The organism is Herbiconiux ginsengi (assembly GCF_900107435.1).
Lineage (GTDB): Bacteria > Actinomycetota > Actinomycetes > Actinomycetales > Microbacteriaceae > Herbiconiux > Herbiconiux ginsengi.
On sequence record NZ_FNPZ01000002.1, the window covers coordinates 911,702 to 929,602 of the forward strand.

At 70.5% G+C, this 17,901-nt stretch carries 19 protein-coding genes; 7 read left to right on the forward strand and 12 right to left on the reverse strand.

The window, feature by feature from the left end; translation table 11 throughout:
• Window positions 1-48: 48 nt before the first annotated feature.
• Window positions 49-465 (reverse strand): MarR family winged helix-turn-helix transcriptional regulator, encoded by a 417-nt coding sequence (locus BLW00_RS12610; protein WP_092554527.1) that lies wholly within the window; start codon window positions 463-465, stop codon window positions 49-51.
• 51 nt (window positions 466-516) lie between these two features.
• Between BLW00_RS12610 and BLW00_RS12615 the strand changes: the two genes are divergently transcribed.
• Entirely contained in the window at window positions 517-1,314 is a 798-nt protein-coding gene (locus BLW00_RS12615) for an alpha/beta fold hydrolase (RefSeq protein ID WP_092554529.1), read from the forward strand.
• Window positions 1,315-1,472: 158 nt separating this feature from the next.
• On the opposite strand, the gene BLW00_RS12620 is transcribed toward BLW00_RS12615, so the two are convergent.
• Window positions 1,473-2,204, reverse strand: coding sequence for an SDR family oxidoreductase (locus tag BLW00_RS12620; RefSeq protein WP_092554531.1), 732 nt, complete (start codon window positions 2,202-2,204; stop codon window positions 1,473-1,475).
• Window positions 2,205-2,344: 140 nt separating this feature from the next.
• On the opposite strand from BLW00_RS12620, the gene BLW00_RS12625 reads away from it, so the two are divergent.
• On the forward strand, window positions 2,345-2,773 hold the full coding sequence (locus BLW00_RS12625; RefSeq protein WP_245741550.1) for a MerR family transcriptional regulator: 429 nt from the start codon (window positions 2,345-2,347) through the stop codon (window positions 2,771-2,773).
• 119 nt (window positions 2,774-2,892) lie between these two features.
• On the opposite strand, the gene BLW00_RS12630 is transcribed toward BLW00_RS12625, so the two are convergent.
• The 4 genes from BLW00_RS12630 to BLW00_RS12645 form a co-directional block, all read right to left on the reverse strand.
• The gene (locus BLW00_RS12630; protein ID WP_092554533.1) at window positions 2,893-3,462 is read right to left on the reverse strand and encodes a hypothetical protein; all 570 of its coding nucleotides are present in this window, start codon (window positions 3,460-3,462) and stop codon (window positions 2,893-2,895) included.
• Between the two features lie 53 nt (window positions 3,463-3,515).
• Window positions 3,516-5,222, reverse strand: a complete 1,707-nt coding sequence (locus BLW00_RS12635) for a hypothetical protein (protein ID WP_092554535.1) — start codon at window positions 5,220-5,222, stop codon at window positions 3,516-3,518.
• Window positions 5,219-5,854 carry an RNA polymerase sigma factor gene (locus tag BLW00_RS12640; protein WP_092554537.1) on the reverse strand — a complete coding sequence of 212 codons (636 nt, stop codon included), beginning with the start codon at window positions 5,852-5,854 and terminating at the stop codon, window positions 5,219-5,221. Before BLW00_RS12640 ends, BLW00_RS12635 begins: the two co-directional genes overlap by 4 nt.
• A 189-nt stretch (window positions 5,855-6,043) precedes the next feature.
• The gene (locus BLW00_RS12645) at window positions 6,044-7,057 is read right to left on the reverse strand and encodes an intradiol ring-cleavage dioxygenase (protein ID WP_092554540.1); all 1,014 of its coding nucleotides are present in this window, start codon (window positions 7,055-7,057) and stop codon (window positions 6,044-6,046) included.
• Window positions 7,058-7,174: 117 nt separating this feature from the next.
• Between BLW00_RS12645 and BLW00_RS12650 the strand changes: the two genes are divergently transcribed.
• The 4 genes from BLW00_RS12650 (at window position 7,175) to BLW00_RS12665 (ending at window position 11,899) form a co-directional block, all read left to right on the forward strand.
• Window positions 7,175-8,110, forward strand: a complete 936-nt coding sequence (locus BLW00_RS12650; protein ID WP_092554542.1) for an NADP-dependent oxidoreductase — start codon at window positions 7,175-7,177, stop codon at window positions 8,108-8,110.
• Between the two features lie 130 nt (window positions 8,111-8,240).
• Window positions 8,241-10,880 carry an ATP-dependent Clp protease ATP-binding subunit gene (locus tag BLW00_RS12655; protein ID WP_092554544.1) on the forward strand — a complete coding sequence of 880 codons (2,640 nt, stop codon included), beginning with the start codon at window positions 8,241-8,243 and terminating at the stop codon, window positions 10,878-10,880.
• 121 nt (window positions 10,881-11,001) lie between these two features.
• Window positions 11,002-11,391 carry a RidA family protein gene (locus BLW00_RS12660; protein ID WP_092554546.1) on the forward strand — a complete coding sequence of 130 codons (390 nt, stop codon included), beginning with the start codon at window positions 11,002-11,004 and terminating at the stop codon, window positions 11,389-11,391.
• Window positions 11,392-11,542: 151 nt separating this feature from the next.
• Window positions 11,543-11,899 carry a hypothetical protein gene (locus BLW00_RS12665; protein WP_092554548.1) on the forward strand — a complete coding sequence of 119 codons (357 nt, stop codon included), beginning with the start codon at window positions 11,543-11,545 and terminating at the stop codon, window positions 11,897-11,899.
• Between the two features lie 27 nt (window positions 11,900-11,926).
• Here BLW00_RS12665 and BLW00_RS12670 read toward each other — a convergent pair whose 3' ends face one another.
• Together BLW00_RS12670 and BLW00_RS12675 are read right to left on the reverse strand one after the other, a co-directional pair.
• Window positions 11,927-12,340 (reverse strand): type II toxin-antitoxin system VapC family toxin, encoded by a 414-nt coding sequence (locus BLW00_RS12670; protein ID WP_092554550.1) that lies wholly within the window; start codon window positions 12,338-12,340, stop codon window positions 11,927-11,929.
• A complete protein-coding gene (locus BLW00_RS12675; RefSeq protein ID WP_092554552.1) occupies window positions 12,337-12,579 on the reverse strand; it encodes a FitA-like ribbon-helix-helix domain-containing protein in 243 nt (80 codons plus the stop codon). Before BLW00_RS12675 ends, BLW00_RS12670 begins: the two co-directional genes overlap by 4 nt.
• A gap of 143 nt (window positions 12,580-12,722) precedes the next feature.
• Here BLW00_RS12675 and BLW00_RS12680 point away from each other — a divergent pair, with 143 nt between their 5' ends.
• Window positions 12,723-13,568, forward strand: a complete 846-nt coding sequence (locus tag BLW00_RS12680) for a hypothetical protein (protein ID WP_092554555.1) — start codon at window positions 12,723-12,725, stop codon at window positions 13,566-13,568.
• A gap of 31 nt (window positions 13,569-13,599) precedes the next feature.
• On the opposite strand, the gene BLW00_RS12685 is transcribed toward BLW00_RS12680, so the two are convergent.
• From BLW00_RS12685 to BLW00_RS12700, 4 genes are all read right to left on the reverse strand, one after another.
• Window positions 13,600-14,289 (reverse strand): hypothetical protein, encoded by a 690-nt coding sequence (locus tag BLW00_RS12685; protein ID WP_092554557.1) that lies wholly within the window; start codon window positions 14,287-14,289, stop codon window positions 13,600-13,602.
• Window positions 14,290-14,490: 201 nt separating this feature from the next.
• Window positions 14,491-15,462 (reverse strand): LacI family DNA-binding transcriptional regulator, encoded by a 972-nt coding sequence (locus tag BLW00_RS12690; protein ID WP_245741571.1) that lies wholly within the window; start codon window positions 15,460-15,462, stop codon window positions 14,491-14,493.
• Window positions 15,463-15,547: 85 nt separating this feature from the next.
• Window positions 15,548-16,465: a hypothetical protein gene (locus tag BLW00_RS12695; RefSeq protein ID WP_217634356.1), complete on the reverse strand. Its 918-nt coding sequence runs from the start codon at window positions 16,463-16,465 to the stop codon at window positions 15,548-15,550.
• Window positions 16,462-17,841: an FGGY-family carbohydrate kinase gene (locus tag BLW00_RS12700; RefSeq protein WP_217634357.1), complete on the reverse strand. Its 1,380-nt coding sequence runs from the start codon at window positions 17,839-17,841 to the stop codon at window positions 16,462-16,464. Before BLW00_RS12700 ends, BLW00_RS12695 begins: the two co-directional genes overlap by 4 nt.
• Window positions 17,842-17,901: the final 60 nt, after the last annotated feature.

The window sequence follows — 17,901 nt, forward strand, 5'->3', positions numbered from 1 at the left end:
TTCCCGACGCGGCGGCTCAGATACAGGCCAACCGGGCGCATCCCACCCCTAGTCGGCGTGATCGTTCAGGGCACTCAAGGCCTCGAAGAGCGCCGCACGCTGGGGCTCGTCGAGAGGCGCGAAGAGCTTCGGCAACTCATCGGCCACCACCCGACGGCCGGCCGCGAGCGCATCGGCCCCGGCGGAAGTGAGCACGTGCTCGAGGCGACGACCGCGGCCAGGCGCCCGCGAGACCAGACCACGATCGATCAGGCGGGTCGCGAGCGTTCCGAACGACTGATCGCTCTGAAAGGTCGCCACGGCGAGGTCGTGCGCGGATGCGCTGGGCGCCTGATCGATGGCCCGCAGCGCGTCCCACTGCACGAGGCTCACCCCGGCTGCCCGGAGCGCGGCATCCATCGTGCGGTGATTGCGGTACTGCGCACGCTTCAACGCCTGCCCGAGGAGTTCCAAATCTGTCGCCATGGTGTTAGCGTATCAGCAGATTTATATAAACATCTTGATTTGGAGTCGCCCATGTCCTCTCGCTTCGTTTCCCGCGCATCCGTCACCGAGGCCGGCGATCCGGCACTGCCGACCGCACTCGTGCTGCACGGAGGCGGCGGACCCCGCACCGTGGCACCGATCGTCGGCCACCTCGCCGCGACACACCACGTGCTCGCTCCGACCCACCCGGGATGGGACGGCACCGCCCTCCCCGACGACCTGACCTCCGTGGCCCAGCTCGCCGGCGACTACCTGGAGCTGCTGCCGAGCGACGCCACCGAGAGCCGCGAGCAGCACGGCGTGACGCTCGTGGGGTCGTCGATCGGCGGATGGATCGCACTCGAGATGGCGATCCAGGCCGCGAGCGATGCCCGCCGCTACGCCGGACTGATCGACTCGGTCATCGTCATCGATTCCGTCGGGGTCGACGTGGCGGGCGAACCGATCGCCGACTTCTTCTCCCTCAGCCCTCGACAGCTCGCCGAACGCGCGTGGCACGACGCCGACCGCGGATTCATCGACCCCGTTGGGCTCTCCGACGAACAGCGAGCGGTGCAGGCGGGCAACGGCCGCGCGATGGCGACGATCGCGGGCGCCGGCATGAGCGATCCGTCGCTGCTCGCACGACTCGCCGCCGTGACGGTGCCGACGCTCGTCGTGTGGGGCGCCAGTGACGGGGTGGTGACTCCGGCATACGGGCGCGCGCTGGCGTCGGCGATTCCGAACGCGAGCTTCGTGCAGATCGAGGAGGCCGGGCACCTCCCCCACCTCGAAGCGGCGGGCGCGACATTCGAGGCCGTCGACCGGTTCCTGTCGCTGCCGCACTGAGCGGCGTCAAGACGCCGCCAGGTGCCGCCAGGTGCGGCCAGGTGCGGCCAGGTGCAGCCAGGCGGTCAGCCGGCCGGCCTGAAAGCGACGCGGGCGGGGCGCCGGGTCGGGGCGACCGTCATCCGGTCGCGCACCGATTCCCGGGGCCCCGGCTCCACTCACACCCGAGCGGCGAGCGCCTCCGCGTAGAACCCCGACGGGTCGTTCGCGAGCGACGACTTCACCAGACGCGCCCACTCATCCACCAGCACCTCGATCGCCCCGGCCTCGACACCGTCGAGCGTGGCCACCGCCACCTCGCGCGGGTCGAGCATCGGGCCGTCGTAGCCGTCCATCAGGCGCGTGTCGGCCGCACCGAGGTGCACGCCCTGCACGAGGGTGCCCTGACCGGCGAGCTCGAGGCGCACACCGTTGGTCATCGCCCACTCCGCCGCCTTCGCCACGGCGTAGGCGTTCGCACCCTCGGTCGAGAACCACGACAAGGCCGACAGGATGTTGACCACCGCTCCCCCGCCGTTCGCCGCGAGCACCGGCTTGAACGCCCGGATGACGGAGAGCGTGCCGAAGAAGTGCGTGTCCAGTTCGAGGCGCAGGCCCTCGAGATCGCCGTCACCCAGCAGGTTCGCGCCCGTCGAGATGCCCGCGTTGTTGACGAGGAGGGTGACGTCGGTGGCCCGCGCCGCCGCATCCGTCACCGATGCCGCATCGAGTAGATCGAGCCGCAGCACCTCCACCCGCGGGTCGGCGAACTCGCCCTCGGCCAGCTGATCGGGCTGGCGCACGCCCGCGTAGACCTTTGCCGCACCCCGCTCGAGCAGCTCGTCGACGAAGCGCCGGCCGATTCCGCGGTTCGCTCCGGTGACCAGGGCGACGGATCCTGCGATGTTCATGGTTGTCCCTTCGACATGGGGCGGCCGCGGTCGCGGGCGCCATCCGTCTTGTAGGCTAAAACCTCACGTTGACGTCAAGGGCAAGTCGACTCAGCGAACCGGAAGCCGGCGAACAGCCGCCGAGAAGAAACGGATGCGCGATGCACGACATGCGGATCGGCGAACTGGCCGAGCGCGCCCGGGTCAGCACCCGCGCGCTGCGCTACTACGAGGAGCAGGGCATCCTGCATTCCGAGCGCACGCCGAGCGGGCAGCGCGTCTACGGCGAGTCCGCCGTCGAGCGGGTGCGTCTCATCCAGCACCTGTTCTCGGCCGGGCTCGCGAGCCGCACGATCGCGGTCATCCTGCCCTGCGTCGACACCGGCCACGCGCCCCCCGAGATGCTGAGCAGCCTGCACACCGAACGCGATCGCATCACGAACGTCATCGCTGACCTCGAACAGGCCCGGCAACGTCTCGACGACGTCATCGAGCTCACCGAGCATCCGGATGCGGAGCACTGCGACCGCGTGCGGGATGCCGCGGAACGCACGAACGCGATCCTCGAACTCGCCGATCAACCCGGGTGAGGTGCTTCTCCAGGGGTTTGCCCCGTGGGAGCATCGACGAGATCGCGGCTCCGGGCGCACAGGGAGTGGACGGGCTCGGGCGCCTGGCCGGGCCAGGCCGACATCCTTGCCGCGAATCCTCAGCCTCTCGTGTCGCTCGGCATCCCCGCAGCACACGTCGACGCGGCGGCGGCCAGGAAGGCACCCGGTGCGCCGACATCCGCGAACTGGAGTGCGGGCGCCGACGAGACGGTGGCGGTCGGGCTGCCGACCGAGCGCAGGTTGCCCTCGAAGGTTTCTCGAGTGGGGTCACCCGTGGTGGCCCACGCCACCACGAAGCCTCCGGCAGTCCCCGTCGACGGGATCGCACCGATCAGCAGCCAGACCGCGTGCTCCGGATCGGGCGTCGCCGTGAGGGAGGGCACCGTGTTCGAACCGCCCGGCAGCGGATTGTCGATCGTGGCATTCACCGCGGCCAGGACAGCGGATGACGCATCCTGACACTCCGGGGTGTCGGCCGAGGCACCCGACGGGTAGTGCAGGGCATCGGACGACGAGTCGAGCGACGAGGAGGACGACGGCGCCGGCGTCTCGGTGGCCCTCTCCGCGACCGTGGCGGCCGGCCCGGCCGTGCAGCCGGCGAGCGCCGAGGCCAGGACGACGACGCACCCCAGCCGCCCGGCCGCCGAATCGAATGAACGTCTGCTCATCCCGCCACCGTACCAACTCAGCAACAGGTGTAGAAGGATGCGACGAGACCGGATCAGCCGATTCCGAACACGCGACCCTGCGAGAAGCCCACCAGATACCCGCCCGCGAGCACCCAGCGCTCGTCGTAGAACGCCGGCACGGACCACAACGCCGCACCCGTCGTCGCGTCGTAGGCCGTTCCCGTTCCGCTCTGCGGCATCGGCGACGGCGGAGCGTCCTGACCCTTCTCGCTGTAGAGCCCTCCGGTTCCGAACGCCCCGTCGAGGCGGTATTGGGCGAGCTCGCCCGACACTCCGAAGTCGGTCGAAGGCCGCTGTGAGACATCCACCACCGCACCCGTCCCGTGGTCGAAGCCGCACACCGCGCCCTTGTCACTCGACCGCATCACGACGCCATCGGCGGTGAGTCCGAACCCGTACGTGCTCACCGCCGTGCCGTCGATGCCCGGACCAGCACCGCAGGCGGCACCGTCGGCGATCCACCGCGACTCCCCCGTCACGCCGTCGACGAGCTCGAGCTGCGTGCCCGGACCGATGAGCAGCACCTCGGAGACGAGCTGCGGCGACGAGCCCGGCTGCCGAGCGATCTGGAGGATCGGCGCCACCGAATAGCCCGAGTCGAGGCTTCTGCTCCACACCTCGTTGCCGGCGTCGTCGATGCCGGCGATCGTGCGCGCCTTCTTGTAGTCGATCTGATCGGAGGCGCGGATCGTGAATCCGTCGTAGTAGCTGTAGCTCCGATCGGTCGTCGCTCCCACCATGAGCGCTCCGGAATCCACGTCGTAGACGTCGAGCGCGCTGCTCTGACCATTCACCCAATGAGTGACCTGCAGGATGGAACTGGTATTGGTGATCTGCGCCATCCCTGCCTGCTCGGCCTCGAACGGCACCGACCAACGGGGGTTCGCCAGATCGGCCGGGTCGGCGCGCATCACCGACCAGGATGTCGTCGGCTGCCCTTGAGCATCTCGGCCCTGTGCGAGAACCGCCACGTCGCCGGAGTCGCCGGGTACGGGATACAGCGTCGTGAGGGCAAGGTGTTCGGGCACATCGATCGAGGCCACCGTCGTTCCGGTCGCAAGATCGAGCACCTCCTTCGGCCCCGGGCCGCCGAGGGCGTCCCACACCAGCACCCGGCCTGACGTGCCGAGCAGGCTCGCGGCCGTGTGATCGCCGTAGGTGAAGTCCCACGACCAGTCTCGGCTCCAGACCTGCGCACCCGTGCTGGTATCGACCAGGGTGAGCGAGAACCTGCTGGCGTCGAGGTCGCAGTCGTAGTGGGAATCCTCCGGCGGCTGCGTCGGCCCCACCTCGACCAGCGCGTAGCCGTCGGCGACGTCGATGACGGTCGGATGCTCGCACATGTCCCCCGCGCCGGGCAGCTGCACCGACCACGCCGGCGTCACCGCGGGCTGCGTGAGGATGTCGTGCGGCGCGATCGGGTCTCCGGTGACGACGAGCGGATGCGCGGCCGGCGCGGGTGCTGCATCCGTCGCCGGCGGGGTGGACGGGGCCGTCGCGGGCGCCGACGTGGTCGGAGGCGCCGCCGTGACGCCACCGTCGCCGAACAGCGAGACACCGGTCACCGCGAAGGCCACCGCGGTGCCGCCGAGCCCCAGCCCGAGGGCGGCGAGAACGGCCGCGACCGCGATGCGCACCTGGCGGCGGCGGTCCCGGCGGGGCGACTGCTCCACGACATCCAGCAGCGCGGAGCGGATCGCGGCGCTCCGCTGCTCGTCGAATCGAGGTCGGTCGTTCATTTCACACCTCCGGTGACACTTGTGGGCGGATCGAGCAGTTCGCTCGTGTGGGCGGCGAGACGCGTCTTGGCCCGGGAGAGCCGCGACTTCACGGTTCCGGCAGGAACGCCGAGCACCCGGGCGGCCTGCTCCATGGTGAGTTCTTCGAGCACGCAGAGGGTCAGCACGTTCTGGTCGGCCTCGGTCAAGCGGGCGAAGGCCTCACGCACCCGTGCGTCGCGGGCATCCTGATCGATGCGCTCGCCGACGGCATCGGCGGGGTCGGGATGATCGCCGACCGATGGTTTCGGGATGCGCTCGATCACCGCCCGGTAGCGTCGCGTGCTGCGGGCGAGGTTGCGCACGACATGGTTCGTGGCCACGAGCAGCCAGCCGACCACGGAGCCGTCGACCACGCGAACGGATGCGCGCTTGCGCCACGCCTCGAGAAAGACGAGCGCCGTCACGTCTTCGGCGTCGTGCGGATCGCGGATCAGCCGCAGCGCCTGCCCGAACACGCGGTCGCGATGGGCGTCGAAGACGCGGCCGAACGCGGCGGAGTCGCCGCCGATGGCCGCGGCCCAGTCGGCCGCCTCGGCCGGTTCGGCAAGCTCGGCCTGCTCGGCCTGATCGCCGTGAGATTCCGTCCTCATACCCTCTACTGTCCGCTCCTGCCCCGAGGGTTCCATTCTGGTGCGATTCTCTCGAGCCAGGCGCCTGCAGGGTGCGGTCAGGCGGACCGCCGGAGCCGGATCCGTGAGGGGGGCCGGCGTCGACGCCACGGCCGACGCCGGTTCTGGTGGCGACTCGCGCACCGCGGCTTCCGCACCGGCCGGGTCGAATCAGCGCGCGGGGGCGCCGCCGGACGGGGCGTTTCCTCCGCCGCCGCCCGCGGGCGCCGCGCCCGCCGTCGGTGTCGTGCTCGTGTCGACCCGCACCGTGAGTGCCACCCGGTAACCCGACGTCGCGTCGCCGGTCACCGTCGCGAGCTGCAGGGCGCCGCCGTCGTCGCCGAAGACGTTGTCCGAGTCGAGACTCACCTTCGCCAGGTTCGCACTCGACCCGTCGTAACCGGAGCCGGCGTAGACGGTGTCGCACGCATCCTGCGGCATGGCCACCTGCGAGGTCGCGATCGCGTTGGCCGAATCGGTGATGTCGTCGACGCCGGGATACACCTCGAAGTGGATGTGCGGCCAGCGACCCGAGTAGCACGCGGGGAAGATCGAGGTGAACGACACCGCGCCGTTGCCGTCGGCGACCTGCACACCGCGCAGGTAGGTCTCGTTCTCGACGCCCTCCGAATACATGGAGTAGTTGCCCGCGGCATCGCAGTGCCAGACGTAGACGGCGACGCCGGTGAACGGCGCATCGCCGTTCGCCATGTCGAGGATCGTCAGCGTGAGAGCGATGGGCACGCCCGCGGCCGTCGCTCCCCCGCCGATGCTGGTGCGGATGTCGCTGCGCACAACTCCCGACTCCTCGAGCGCATCGGCGCCGTTCGAGCCGTCTCCGGGATAGGGGCCGGCGGTCTCGTCCGGGATCTCCCCCGCCGGCAAGGCGGTCCCGCTGCCGCCCGCACTGCTCGTGGCGGTGGGTGTCGCTGTGCCGGTGGCGGTGCCGCTCGTGCCGGTCGACCCGGCGGCGCTGCTTCCACTGCCACCGCCGGTGGTGCACGCCGCGAGGGCGACGGCACCCAGACCGATCCCGACGACGCTCAGCATCGCCCGACGACTCACCAGGGTGCGGATGTCGAACGCGACACCCTGATCCACCACCTCCTCGTCGACACGATCCAGGAGCCGGCCTTCGTAGGCGGGACCGTCAGGGGTGGACTCGGGTTCGGGGATCCTGCTCATGGCTACCTCACTCGTTCGTCGATCGGATGCCCTCAGTGTTCGTGACGTCTCGATGCGCATCCGATGAGGCGGCTACGAGGCCCCTATGAACCACATCGTCGGCGTAGCGTGAGACGCATGGCACGCAGATGGGTTGCAGAAGACTACGGAGACCTCGACGTCTTCGCCGAGATCGACGCCGAGGTTCCGGCGCCCGGGCCGGGCGAAGTCACCATCGAGGTGAGGGCCGCCGGCATGAACCCGGCCGACTACAAGCGCGTGGCCCACGGCACCGACCGCAGCCTGCTGCCGCTGCCGGTCGGCTACGAGTGCGCCGGTGTGCTCACCGCCGTCGGGCCCGACACGGAGATCGGTTCGGGCGGCGGCGCCGTGGGCGACGAGGTGCTGGCCTTCCGGGTGCAGGGCGCCTACGCGACGTCGCTCACCGTGCGCGCCGCCGACGTTTTCGCGAAGCCCGCGAGTCTGCCGTTCGCCGACGCCGCGGGCCTCTTGCTCGCGGGAACCACCGCGGCCGAGATGCTCCACGTCACCGGCGTGAAAGCGGGTGACACCGTGGTCGTGCACGGCGCATCCGGAGCCGTCGGCGTCATGGTGCTGCAGCAGGCCGCCCTCCTCGGCGCCCGGGTCATCGGCACGGCGAGCGAGCGCAATTTCGACGTGGTGCGGCGCTTCGGCGGCGAGCCGGTGGTCTACGGGCCCGGGCTCGAACAGCGGGTGCGGGATGCCGCGCCCAGCGGCGTCGACGCGGCGCTGGACACCGTGGGCACCGATGAGGCGGTGGACGTCTCGCTCGCCCTCGTGGGCGATCGCGACCGGATCGTGAGCATCGCCGCCGCCGGCCGCGCGGCCGCCGAGGGTTTCCACGCGATCGGTGGAGCCATGCCGGCGAGCAAGGTCTTCCGCGACTCCGTCCGGGGGCGGCTCATCGAGCTCGCGGGTGCCGGCCAGCTGGTGGTGCCGATCGCGCGCACCTACCCCCTCGCCGAGGCGCGCGCCGCGCTCGAGGAGCTGAAGGGCCAGCATCCGGGCGGCAAGCTCGTGCTGGTGCCGTGAGGCCGTGAGCTCCGCCACACCGGGCGGAAGGAGAATTACCAGCTTCTGACAGCACACGAGGGAATACCCGACGCCCCTGAGCGTTGAACTTGAGCATAAGGCACTCAAGTTTCACAAGCCAGGAGGTTTCGTGCCCGAGAACTTCACCCCCAACGAGGGTTCACACGCCGAGGGCGGCAGCAACTCGTTCGACGAGTTCCTCGCTCGCTACCTCGAAGGCGAGCGCGCCGCCCGCGCCGGGCGCTCGATCGACCTGAGCAAGCTCATCAGCCGGCGCACACAGGAGCTGCTGGCCCAGGCCGGGCAGTACGCGATCGAGCACGGACACCGTGAGCTCGACGCGCTGCACATCCTGCGCACCATCGCGCCGCAACAGCCCGCGTCCGACGCCATCCGCGGTGTCGGCGCCGACCCCCGGGCCATCGCGGCGGCCGCCGAGCAGCGTCTGCCCGCCAACAGCAGCGACGCGGTGACGCAGCCCGCTCTCACCCAGTCGGCCCAGCGCGCGCTGTTCCACGCCTACCAGGTGGCGCGCGCATCCGGCTCGACCTACATCGACCCCGAGCACCTCTTCTTCGCGCTCGTGATCAACCAGGACTCCCCCGCCGGCCAGGTTCTGGCCCAGGCGGGCGTCACCCCCGACGCTCTTCAGGAAGGGATGCGCCAGAACGTGAACACGGGATCTGAGGGCGCCACCAACGGCGACCCGACCCAGACGGCGGGTGCCGACGGCGCTGACGCGTCCGAGACCCCGACCCTCGACAAGTTCGGCACCGATCTGACCGAGCTGGCCCGCAACGGCGAGCTCGACCCCGTGATCGGCCGGCTCGACGAGATCGAGCAGACCATCGAGATCCTCTCCCGCCGCACCAAGAACAACCCCGTTCTGGTCGGTGAGGCCGGTGTCGGAAAGACCGCGATCGTCGACGGCATCGCCCAGGCGATCGTCGACGGCTCGGTGCCCGAGCAGCTGCGCGACAAGCGCGTGGTCTCCCTCGACCTGCCCGCGATGCTGGCCGGAACCCGGTTCCGCGGCGACTTCGAGGAGCGGCTCACCAAGCTGATGGACGAGATCTCGGCTCACAAGAGCGAGATCATCGTGTTCATCGACGAGATCCACACCGTCGTCGGCGCCGGAGGCTCCGGTGAGGGCGGAATGGACGCCGGAAACATCCTGAAGCCCCGCCTCGCGCGCGGCGACCTGCACCTCGTGGGAGCCACCACGCTGAAGGAGTACCGCGGCATCGAGAAGGACCCGGCGCTGGAGCGCCGCTTCTCCCCGGTCACCGTCGGTGAGCCGTCGCTGGACGACTCGGTGCTCATCCTGCAGGGCCTCCGCCCGGCATACGAAGAGCACCACGGCGTCTCCTACACCGACGCGGCGCTGACCGCGGCGGTGGAGCTGTCGGCACGGTACGTGAGCGATCGCTTCCTGCCCGACAAGGCCATCGACCTGATCGACCAGGCAGGCGCGCGGCTGCGTCTCTCGCTCGGCAAGATCCCGACGGTCGTCGACATCTCCGCTCTGCAGGCCGACCTGGCCTCGCTCGAGAGCGCGAAGAACGCCGCCGTCTCGGCCGAGCACTACGAGGAGGCGTCGCGCATCCGCGACGAGATCGAAGACGTGCAGCAGCAGCTGGCGGAGGCGACGTCGGTGAACCGTCGCGTCGCATCCGAACGGGCCGCGGGCGGCATCGACCTGGATGCGGTTGTGGACGAGGCCGAGATCGCTGCGGTGATCTCGCGGGCCACCGGCATCCCGGTGTCACGCATCGGCGAGGTCGACCGTGAGCGTCTGGCCGCCCTCGAGGGCGAGCTGCACGAGCACGTGATCGGACAGGACGACGCCGTGACCGTGGTGGCCAAGGCCGTGCGCCGCAACCGCACGGGCATGGGCGACGCGCACCGGCCGATCGGTTCGTTCCTCTTCCTCGGACCCACGGGCGTCGGTAAGACCGAGCTGGCGAAGACCCTCGCGGCCTCGCTGTTCGGATCGGCGTCGAACATGATCCGTTTCGACATGTCGGAGTTCGGCGAGCGCCACACGGTCTCCCGGCTGGTCGGTGCCCCTCCCGGGTACGTCGGCTACGACGAGGCCGGTCAGCTGACCGAGCGCGTGCGTCGCAACCCCTACTCGGTGGTGCTGTTCGACGAGATCGAGAAGGCGCACCCGGATGTCTTCAACCTGCTCCTGCAGGTGCTGGACGACGGACGCCTGACCGACGGGCAGGGCCGCACGGTCGACTTCCGCAACACGGTCGTCATCATGACCTCGAACCTGGGGTCGGAGTTCCTGGCCTCGCGGTCGGGGGCGATGGGATTCGTGGCTCGCGCTGCCGACGGCAGCGACGGCAACGGTTTCGGCTCGGACAAGGCTCTGCGCGACCGCGTGATGGGCAAGCTCCGCGAGGCCATGCGACCCGAGTTCCTCAACCGGATCGACGAGATCGTGCTGTTCCGCAAGCTCGAGAAGGCGCAGCTGCGCGAGATCGTGTCGCTGCTGCTGGGTGCCACGCGTGCCCGGCTCGACGCCCACGAGATCGAGCTGACGGTGACGGATGCCGCGATCGACTGGATGGCCGAGAACGGCTACGAGCCCGAGTACGGTGCACGGCCGCTGCGTCGGGTGATCCAGCGCAACGTCGACGACGCGATCGCGGATCTGCTGGTGACGGGCGCGCTCGTCGACGGCGGGTCGGTCACGGTCGACGCGGCCTCCGGGTCGCTCTCGGTCAGGGCTGACGCCGAGGCATTCGCCCAGGCCGCCTGATCCCTCCTGGAAAGGCCGGACACTTCGGTGTCCGGCTTTTTCGCGTGCCTACCCCTTCGCATGCCCGGACGGGTGTCGGAGGGTGGGGTCACACTGGGGGCACCAAACAGAAGGGAACCTCATGACCACGCAACTCACGTCCGTCGACCCGGACTCGATCCCGCGGAGTCCCGCCTTCACCCAGGGCATGATCATCCCCGCCGGGCCCACGCTCTACGTCGGCGGGCAGAACGGCATCGACAGCTCGGGCGCGTTGCTCGAGGGTCTCGGAGCGCAGACCGAACAGGCACTCCGCAACGTTCTCGCCGTGCTGGCCGAGGCGGGAACGGGGCCGGAGCACGTCGCCAAGCTCACCATCTACCTCACCACGGGAGTCGATCCGAACGAGGCCTACGCCGCGAGCGCCGCGGTCTGGCGCCACCGCACCGCGGTCACGGTGATCGCGGTGCCCGAGGCCCGGCCCGGGGTGCTGGTCGAGATCGAGGCGGTGGCGGCGATTCCCGCCTCGTGACCGCGACGCGTGGCACCTGGGTACCGCCGGTACCACTGGCGGGGTAGACGGATCTCCACCTTGGGGAGGATTCGCCGACGCACGCGAAACGCGACGATGGAGAAACCGGCAGGGAGCCGGGCCGGGGTCCGGTGAAGCGTGGAGGATCGACATGTCGCAGGTGTGGTGCATCGTGAGTGAAGACAACGTGACGGCCCGGGAGCTCGCCGAACCGCTGCTGCGCGAGGGGCGGCAGGTCGCCCTGCTCTCCCCCGACGTCAGCTCGTTCGCGATGCTCGTGAACGAGTGGGGCGATGCGGTGGTGTCGGCCGAGATCCGCGAGCCGAGCATCCTCTCACTCAGTGACGCGCTCTGGCAGATCGAGGAGAACTTCGGCGCGGTCGACGTCATCGCCCTCGTCGACGACTCGCGCCGGCCCGACCGGGTTCAGGATGCGGTCGACTTCTTCGCCACACGCTGGCCCGAGGCCGACGTCGTGATCGTGGCCCCGGCCACCGCCCCGCACTGATTTGCCGGCTCCGCCGTTCCTTTCCGGTCAGAGCGCCCAGGGATTGACGATGTCGATCCCGAGGTCCTCGAAGTCCCGCTCGTTCCGGGTGGCGAGCGTCGCACCGTGCGTGCGACAGATCGCGGCGATCATCCCGTCTTCGACGCTCAAGGCGCGACCCGCGCTTCGTCGCGCCTCCGACAGCTCAGCGTAGGCCCGCGCGGATGCTTCGCCGTAAGGGAGGATGTCGTGCCGGAAGGTTCGCACGATCGCCTCGATTCCCTCGATGAGTTCCGAACGACGACGCCCGTCGGGGAGTGAGCGGGCGCCGCAGAGGATCTCCCCGACACTCACCGCCGTGATCGCTGCCGGCTCGTCAAGGCCGGCGAGCCAGTCGAGCACACCCGGCGACGGCCTCGGCCGCAGTGGTTCCGACAGAACGTTCGTGTCGAGCACGATCATGAGAGGTCGAGGTGACGCGGAAGAGAACGCGCGGGAAGGGCGAGTTCAGGCAATCCGACTCCTTCGGTGCGCAACTCGCCGGTCAGCGACAACCAGGCATCGACGAACCGGTTCTGGGACACAGCCGACGTGAGGATGGCACGCGCCTCCGCTTCCATGGAGCGGTTGTTGGCGACCGCGCGCTCTTTGATCCGGCGACGCACCTCGTCGTCGAGATTGCGAACGATGATCGCGGCCATGACACTCCTTCGCTCTGCAGAACGCTATCAACGATAGCAGTCGCTCACTCGCCATGGGAGTGGGAGTCCCATGGCGAAACGGCTAGCCTCGACCAGACCGAGGAACGGCCCTCGGAAGCCGATCGAGGGCGGGGGAACAACGGATGACGACGATCGGTCGCGCGACCGTTCCGCTCCGCATCGCAGCAGCGGCGGGGATCGTGCTCGGCATCCTCGGGATCGTGGGCGCGCTGCTGCTCCCCCACGACATGACCTGCACCAGCGCCGGAGACTGCCGCACCGTCAACGACCTGTTCTTCGCCATCGCGATGATCGGACGCATCGTGGGGGCGCCGTTGGCCGCCGCCGGCAGCTTCGCCATCGGTTTGAGCCTGCTGACGACCGCGTTCCGGCCGCCACCCGCGCCCGAACCCGAATCCGAATCCGATCCGCGCCGGGAGGCGACCATGACCCGTGACCTCGAAGCCGAAGCGACGACACCACGCATCCTCGCTCCCGCCCGCGCCCTGTGGACGTACGCGCTCGTGCTCTTCGCGGTCTGCGCCACCGCCGCCGTCTTCGTCTCGCTCCCCCTGACCCAGATCGCCTTCGGCAGCAGCTGCGACGAGAACGGATGCACCTACTCGGCCCTGTCCACCGTCATCCAGGTCGCGGGATTCCTCGCCCCGAGCGTGATGATCGCCTCCCTGCTGATCGTCGCACTGGCCATCGTCGCCAGCACCATCAACCGGCACGGCGGTATCCGTGTGGGCGGCGCATCCGACCGCGACCAGCATGGGCACCGGCGCGGGCACGGGCACAGCGCGGATGCCGACGGGCTCGACCGCCGCGATCCCGACGCCGAGCTCGACGAACTCCTCGAGGCCGCCACCGACGACATGGGCCGCGTGCGATCCCGCGGCCCGGCCACGTGGCGCGGGGGCGACCTCACCCCGTTCATGCGCCCGCCCAGTGGCGACGGCGCCGACGCCCACGACGTGCGGGACTGACCGGGGCCCTGACCATGAAAGGGCTCGATCGTCAGTACGACGGGCGACCCTTCCGACCGGCACCACCGCCGGATAACGAATCCACCTCTTCGCCGGCACGAACGGGAGCCGGCAGGTGCTCGAGCGACGGGCCGATTCCGACCACCGCGCGCAGCCGCGGGCGCACTGCGCGCGTGCGGTTCGGCCGCCACACCCGCCATGCTGCGAAGAATCCACCCGCCGCGCCGGCGACCACCGCCACCACGATCGTGATGGTCGTCGCCTGCCAGGAGCCGAGCAGCAGCGAGAGCACGATCCAGGGCACCGCCGTGCCGATGGCCACGACGTGCAGCACCGAGAATCCGCGGCGCCGGATGGCGCGCTGCTGCCACCCCGGATGCGCTGAGTGCCGGCGCACCCGCCGTCGCGCCTGCGCATCGAGCACCGGCCACGCGAGCAGAGCGACGAGCGCCGTCCACACCCCCGCGCACAGCCCGACGAGCAGGCCCGCGAAGTTCACCGACGGTCTCGCGTTCATCGCACCGTCGGCGACCACGATCACCGCCAGCTGATAGGAGAGCAGTGCCGCCACCGCCGACGCGGCCGCTCCGTGGAGGACGAACCAGCCGCTGCGATCGTCGGCACCGCCGAGAGTCTCGCCCTGGTCGTCATGGTGCGGTCCGGACGCCGCTTCGGGCGCATCCGTCGCCTGTGTTCTCGGGAACCCCTTTGTTCCGCGCATGTGTATCCTCGCTTCTTGCCCCGGCGACGCTGCCGGTTCGGGTCGCACCCGCACGAGGCGGGGCGGGGAACGAATGGGCACCGGGTCGGCGCGCATCCGTTCGCTACCTCAGTCTTACCGCGCGAAGAACCCCGCGTCCACCAGCAACGCCACACCTGTCGTTCCCGGGCGTCGCCGCCCGCGTCCCCGCGACGGGACGGGTCAGTGGCGCCCGCAGGAGTCGCGCACGGTGAGCCCGACCGGCACCACCGTCGAGTGCTCGAAACGCGCATCCGGAGTGTTGAAGCGCTGGAGGGCCCGCGTGGCGGCGAGTCGACCGAGGCGGGCCGGATCCTGGTCGATCACGCTGACCGAAGGTGTGAGCCGGTCGGCCATCGGGAAGTCGCCGAAGCCCACGAACGCCAGGCCCGACGCCTTCAACGCCGTGAAGGCGTGCATCGTGACCCGCGCGTTCGACGAGAAGGCGGCCGTGGGCGGTTCGGCCAGTCGTGCGAGGCGCGCGAGTTCGCGCCCTGCGCCCTCGTCGCTCCCCGCGTCGAAGGCGATCAGCTGCTCGTCGAGCGGCACGCCGGCGTCGCCCAGCGCTTCGGTGTAGCCGTCGAGGCGACGGCGGGTGCTCGGCGGATGCGTCTGGTCGCCGAGGAAAGCCACCCGGCGGTGCCCGTGGTCGAGCAGGTGACGGGTGGCGAGGTAGGAGCCGTGGCGGTCGTCTTCGACGAAGGAATCGGCATCGAGATCGCTCGGGGCCCGGTCGACGAACTCGATCGGGGTGTGCTCGGTCCAGGGCGCGAGCCAGGCGTGATCGGCTGCCACAGGCGCGAGGATGAGGCCCATCAACTGCGTGCGCAGCAGGGCTTCGAGCACCGGGCGCTCCCGCGCCGGGTCGTCACCGATGCTCGTGACGAGCGTGGTGATGCCGCTCGCCGAGCAGACCCGCTCGACGGCGCGCACGACGGCCGCGAAGAACGGGTCGACGACATCCGGCACCGCCACACCGACGCTCGAGGAACGGCCGGCGCGGAAGGTGCGCGCCAAGACGTTGGGCACGTAGTTGAGGCTGCGCATCGCCTCCTCGACCCGCGTGCGGGTCTCCGGCAGCACGTGCGGGTCGTCGTTGAAGACCCGTGACACCGTCTTGGCACTCACGCCGGCGTGCTGGGCCACGTCTTGCATGGTCGCCACGTGCGCTCCCTCCGTGCCGACTCGGTGCGGCCTGCTCCCCGGGCGACGACAGGCATCCGTCGTCGCCCGAGAGAGTCTACGGGCGGGTTGCTCCGACCGGGCCGGCGAGCACGCCGTCGATCACGGATTCGAGCTCGAGCAGGCGGGGCAGGGCGCGGCCGGTGAGCAGGTCCTCGCGGGTCTCCGAGGAGATCGAGAGGCTGTCCTTCCAGAGCGAGCGGCCGGCCATGGCGCCGCGGGCGCCGTTCTCGACGGCGGTGCGCACCTGTCCCACGAAGGTCTCGTGGTCGACGCCCGCCGACAGCACGGCCCACGGCACGCCCTGGGCGGCAGCGGTGACGGCGGCGCATCCTTCGGCGGAGCCCGCGTACTGCAGCTTCAGCACCTTCGCGCCGGCGGCGACGGAGAGCTCGGCCGCACCCTCGATGAGCGAGGGGAAGATCGCCGCGTACTCCTCGTCGGTCTCGCCGTCGAGCTGGTAGGTGAGGATCTCGACGATGAGCAGCACGCCCTCGGCCTCGCACTCCTTCACGAGGCGCGCGATGTCTTCGAGCACGACGGTCTCGTCGTCGCGACGGTCGGCGCGGAGGTACCAGAGCATCTTCGCGGCGTCGCCACCGAGCTCGCGCACGCGGCGCGGCGTCACGCCCTCGACGTAGCGGGTGCGCTTCAGGCCGTTCTCGGTGGCGAAGCCGGAGGCGTCGAGTGCGACCACGAGGCCGGTGTCGCGGGCGAGGGTGCCGTCGTCGACGACGCGCGGCAGGGCGGTTTCGGCGTCGAGGAGGATCGCGGGAGCCGCGTTGCCGAGGTGGCGCAGCAGGTCGGACTTGGCGTCGGCCAGCCCGTCCTTGGTGATCGAGTCGGCGCCACCGGGGGCGTCCTTCATGACGGCCTTCATGCCGTTGCGCTGATCGGCGGCGACGATGAGCATCCCGCCGGCGGGCGTCGAGATCTTGGCCATCGCGCGGCGTTCGAGTGAGTTCAGTTCGTTCACGGGAGGTTCTCCTTGGTGAGGGGGTGGGACAGGATCGGGGTGAGCAGGCGGGCGGCGAAACGGGTGGCGCCGTAGGCGGTGTCCTGCGAGCGATCGGAGACACGCACGTTCGGCAGCACCTGCTCGCGGGCGCGACGAACCGAGCGCATGCTCGCCCAGCCGCCGGTGAGCAGAGCGGATGTCGCGGGCGGGACATCGCGGTCCATCGCGTCGATCAGCACGGCGATCTCGTCGTTGCCGTGGCGCAGCACCGCGCTGAAGAGATCGGCGGGGCCCGCGCCATCCGCATGCATCACGAGCCGCAGCACGCCGTCGTCGTTGCGGGCTCCGGCGACGTCGACGTCGCCCGGCTGCAGCACGCCCTCGACGGGCTGCTCCATCACGGCGGCGTCGAGCGCGTCGCGCCCGTCGCGGTCGGTCACCCCCACGAGGTGCAAGGTGCGGCGCATGAGCAAGCCGGTCTTCACGCCGGCGACGAGCACCCATTTGCCCGGGACGACATGGCGCACGCAGTTGATGAAGTACTCGGCCAGGCGATCGCGGGCGTCGAACGGCAGGGGCTCGTCGAGCACGCGCAGCAGAACCTCCGCGGTGCCCATGGAGACGTGGTAGCGGTCATCCGCGAACTCGCCCGTCGAGACGGCGGAGACGAGGTGGTCGTGGCCGGCCACGCTGAGGCGGGCGCCGGCGACCGATGCCGGGAGACCGGGCGCCGTGGCCTCGCCGAGCGGCGTGCCGGCGTCGACGAAGGGCGGGAGGAAGTCGTCGGTCACCCCGAGGTGGGCCATCAGCTCGGGCCAGGGTGCTCCGGTGTCCTGATCGAGCAGGCCGGTGCGGGAGGAGAGCGAGTACTCGGCCGCCGCACGACCGCCGAGGCTCGCCACGACGAACTCGGGCAGGTTGAGCCACTGCGCGCCCCGCAGGTCGAGGCCCGCGTCGCGCAGGTGCAGGAGCTTGATGACCGAGACCTGCACGCCGAGCGGGAGGCCGGTGCGGCCGGCGAACTCGGTGCGGATGCTCGCGGGCAGCGCCTCGACCTGCTCGGCGCCGCGCGGGTCGAACCAGGCGATGGCCGGTGCGATCGGGCTGCCGTCGGCGCCGAGGACGATGCCCGACTCCCCCATGCCCGAGACGGCGATGGCCTCGATGCGGGCGTCGGGGCCACGGAGGTCGGCGAGCCCGGTGGCGGCGAGGGCGAGCAGCTCGTGCACGGTGGCGAGGAGGTCGACGGCGTCCATGGTGGTGGTGCCACCGGGGCCCGGACGCCAGGGCGTGGGGAGCTGGCGGATGAGCACCTCGGCGCCGGCGTCGTCGGCGACCAGGATCTTCACTCCGGTGCTGCCGAGGTCGAGGCCGGCGACGAGGGTGGTGGTCACGGTGGGCTCCTGCGGAAGTCTGCGGTGGGGCGATGACTGCCGCGTCTGCTTCGACCGCCA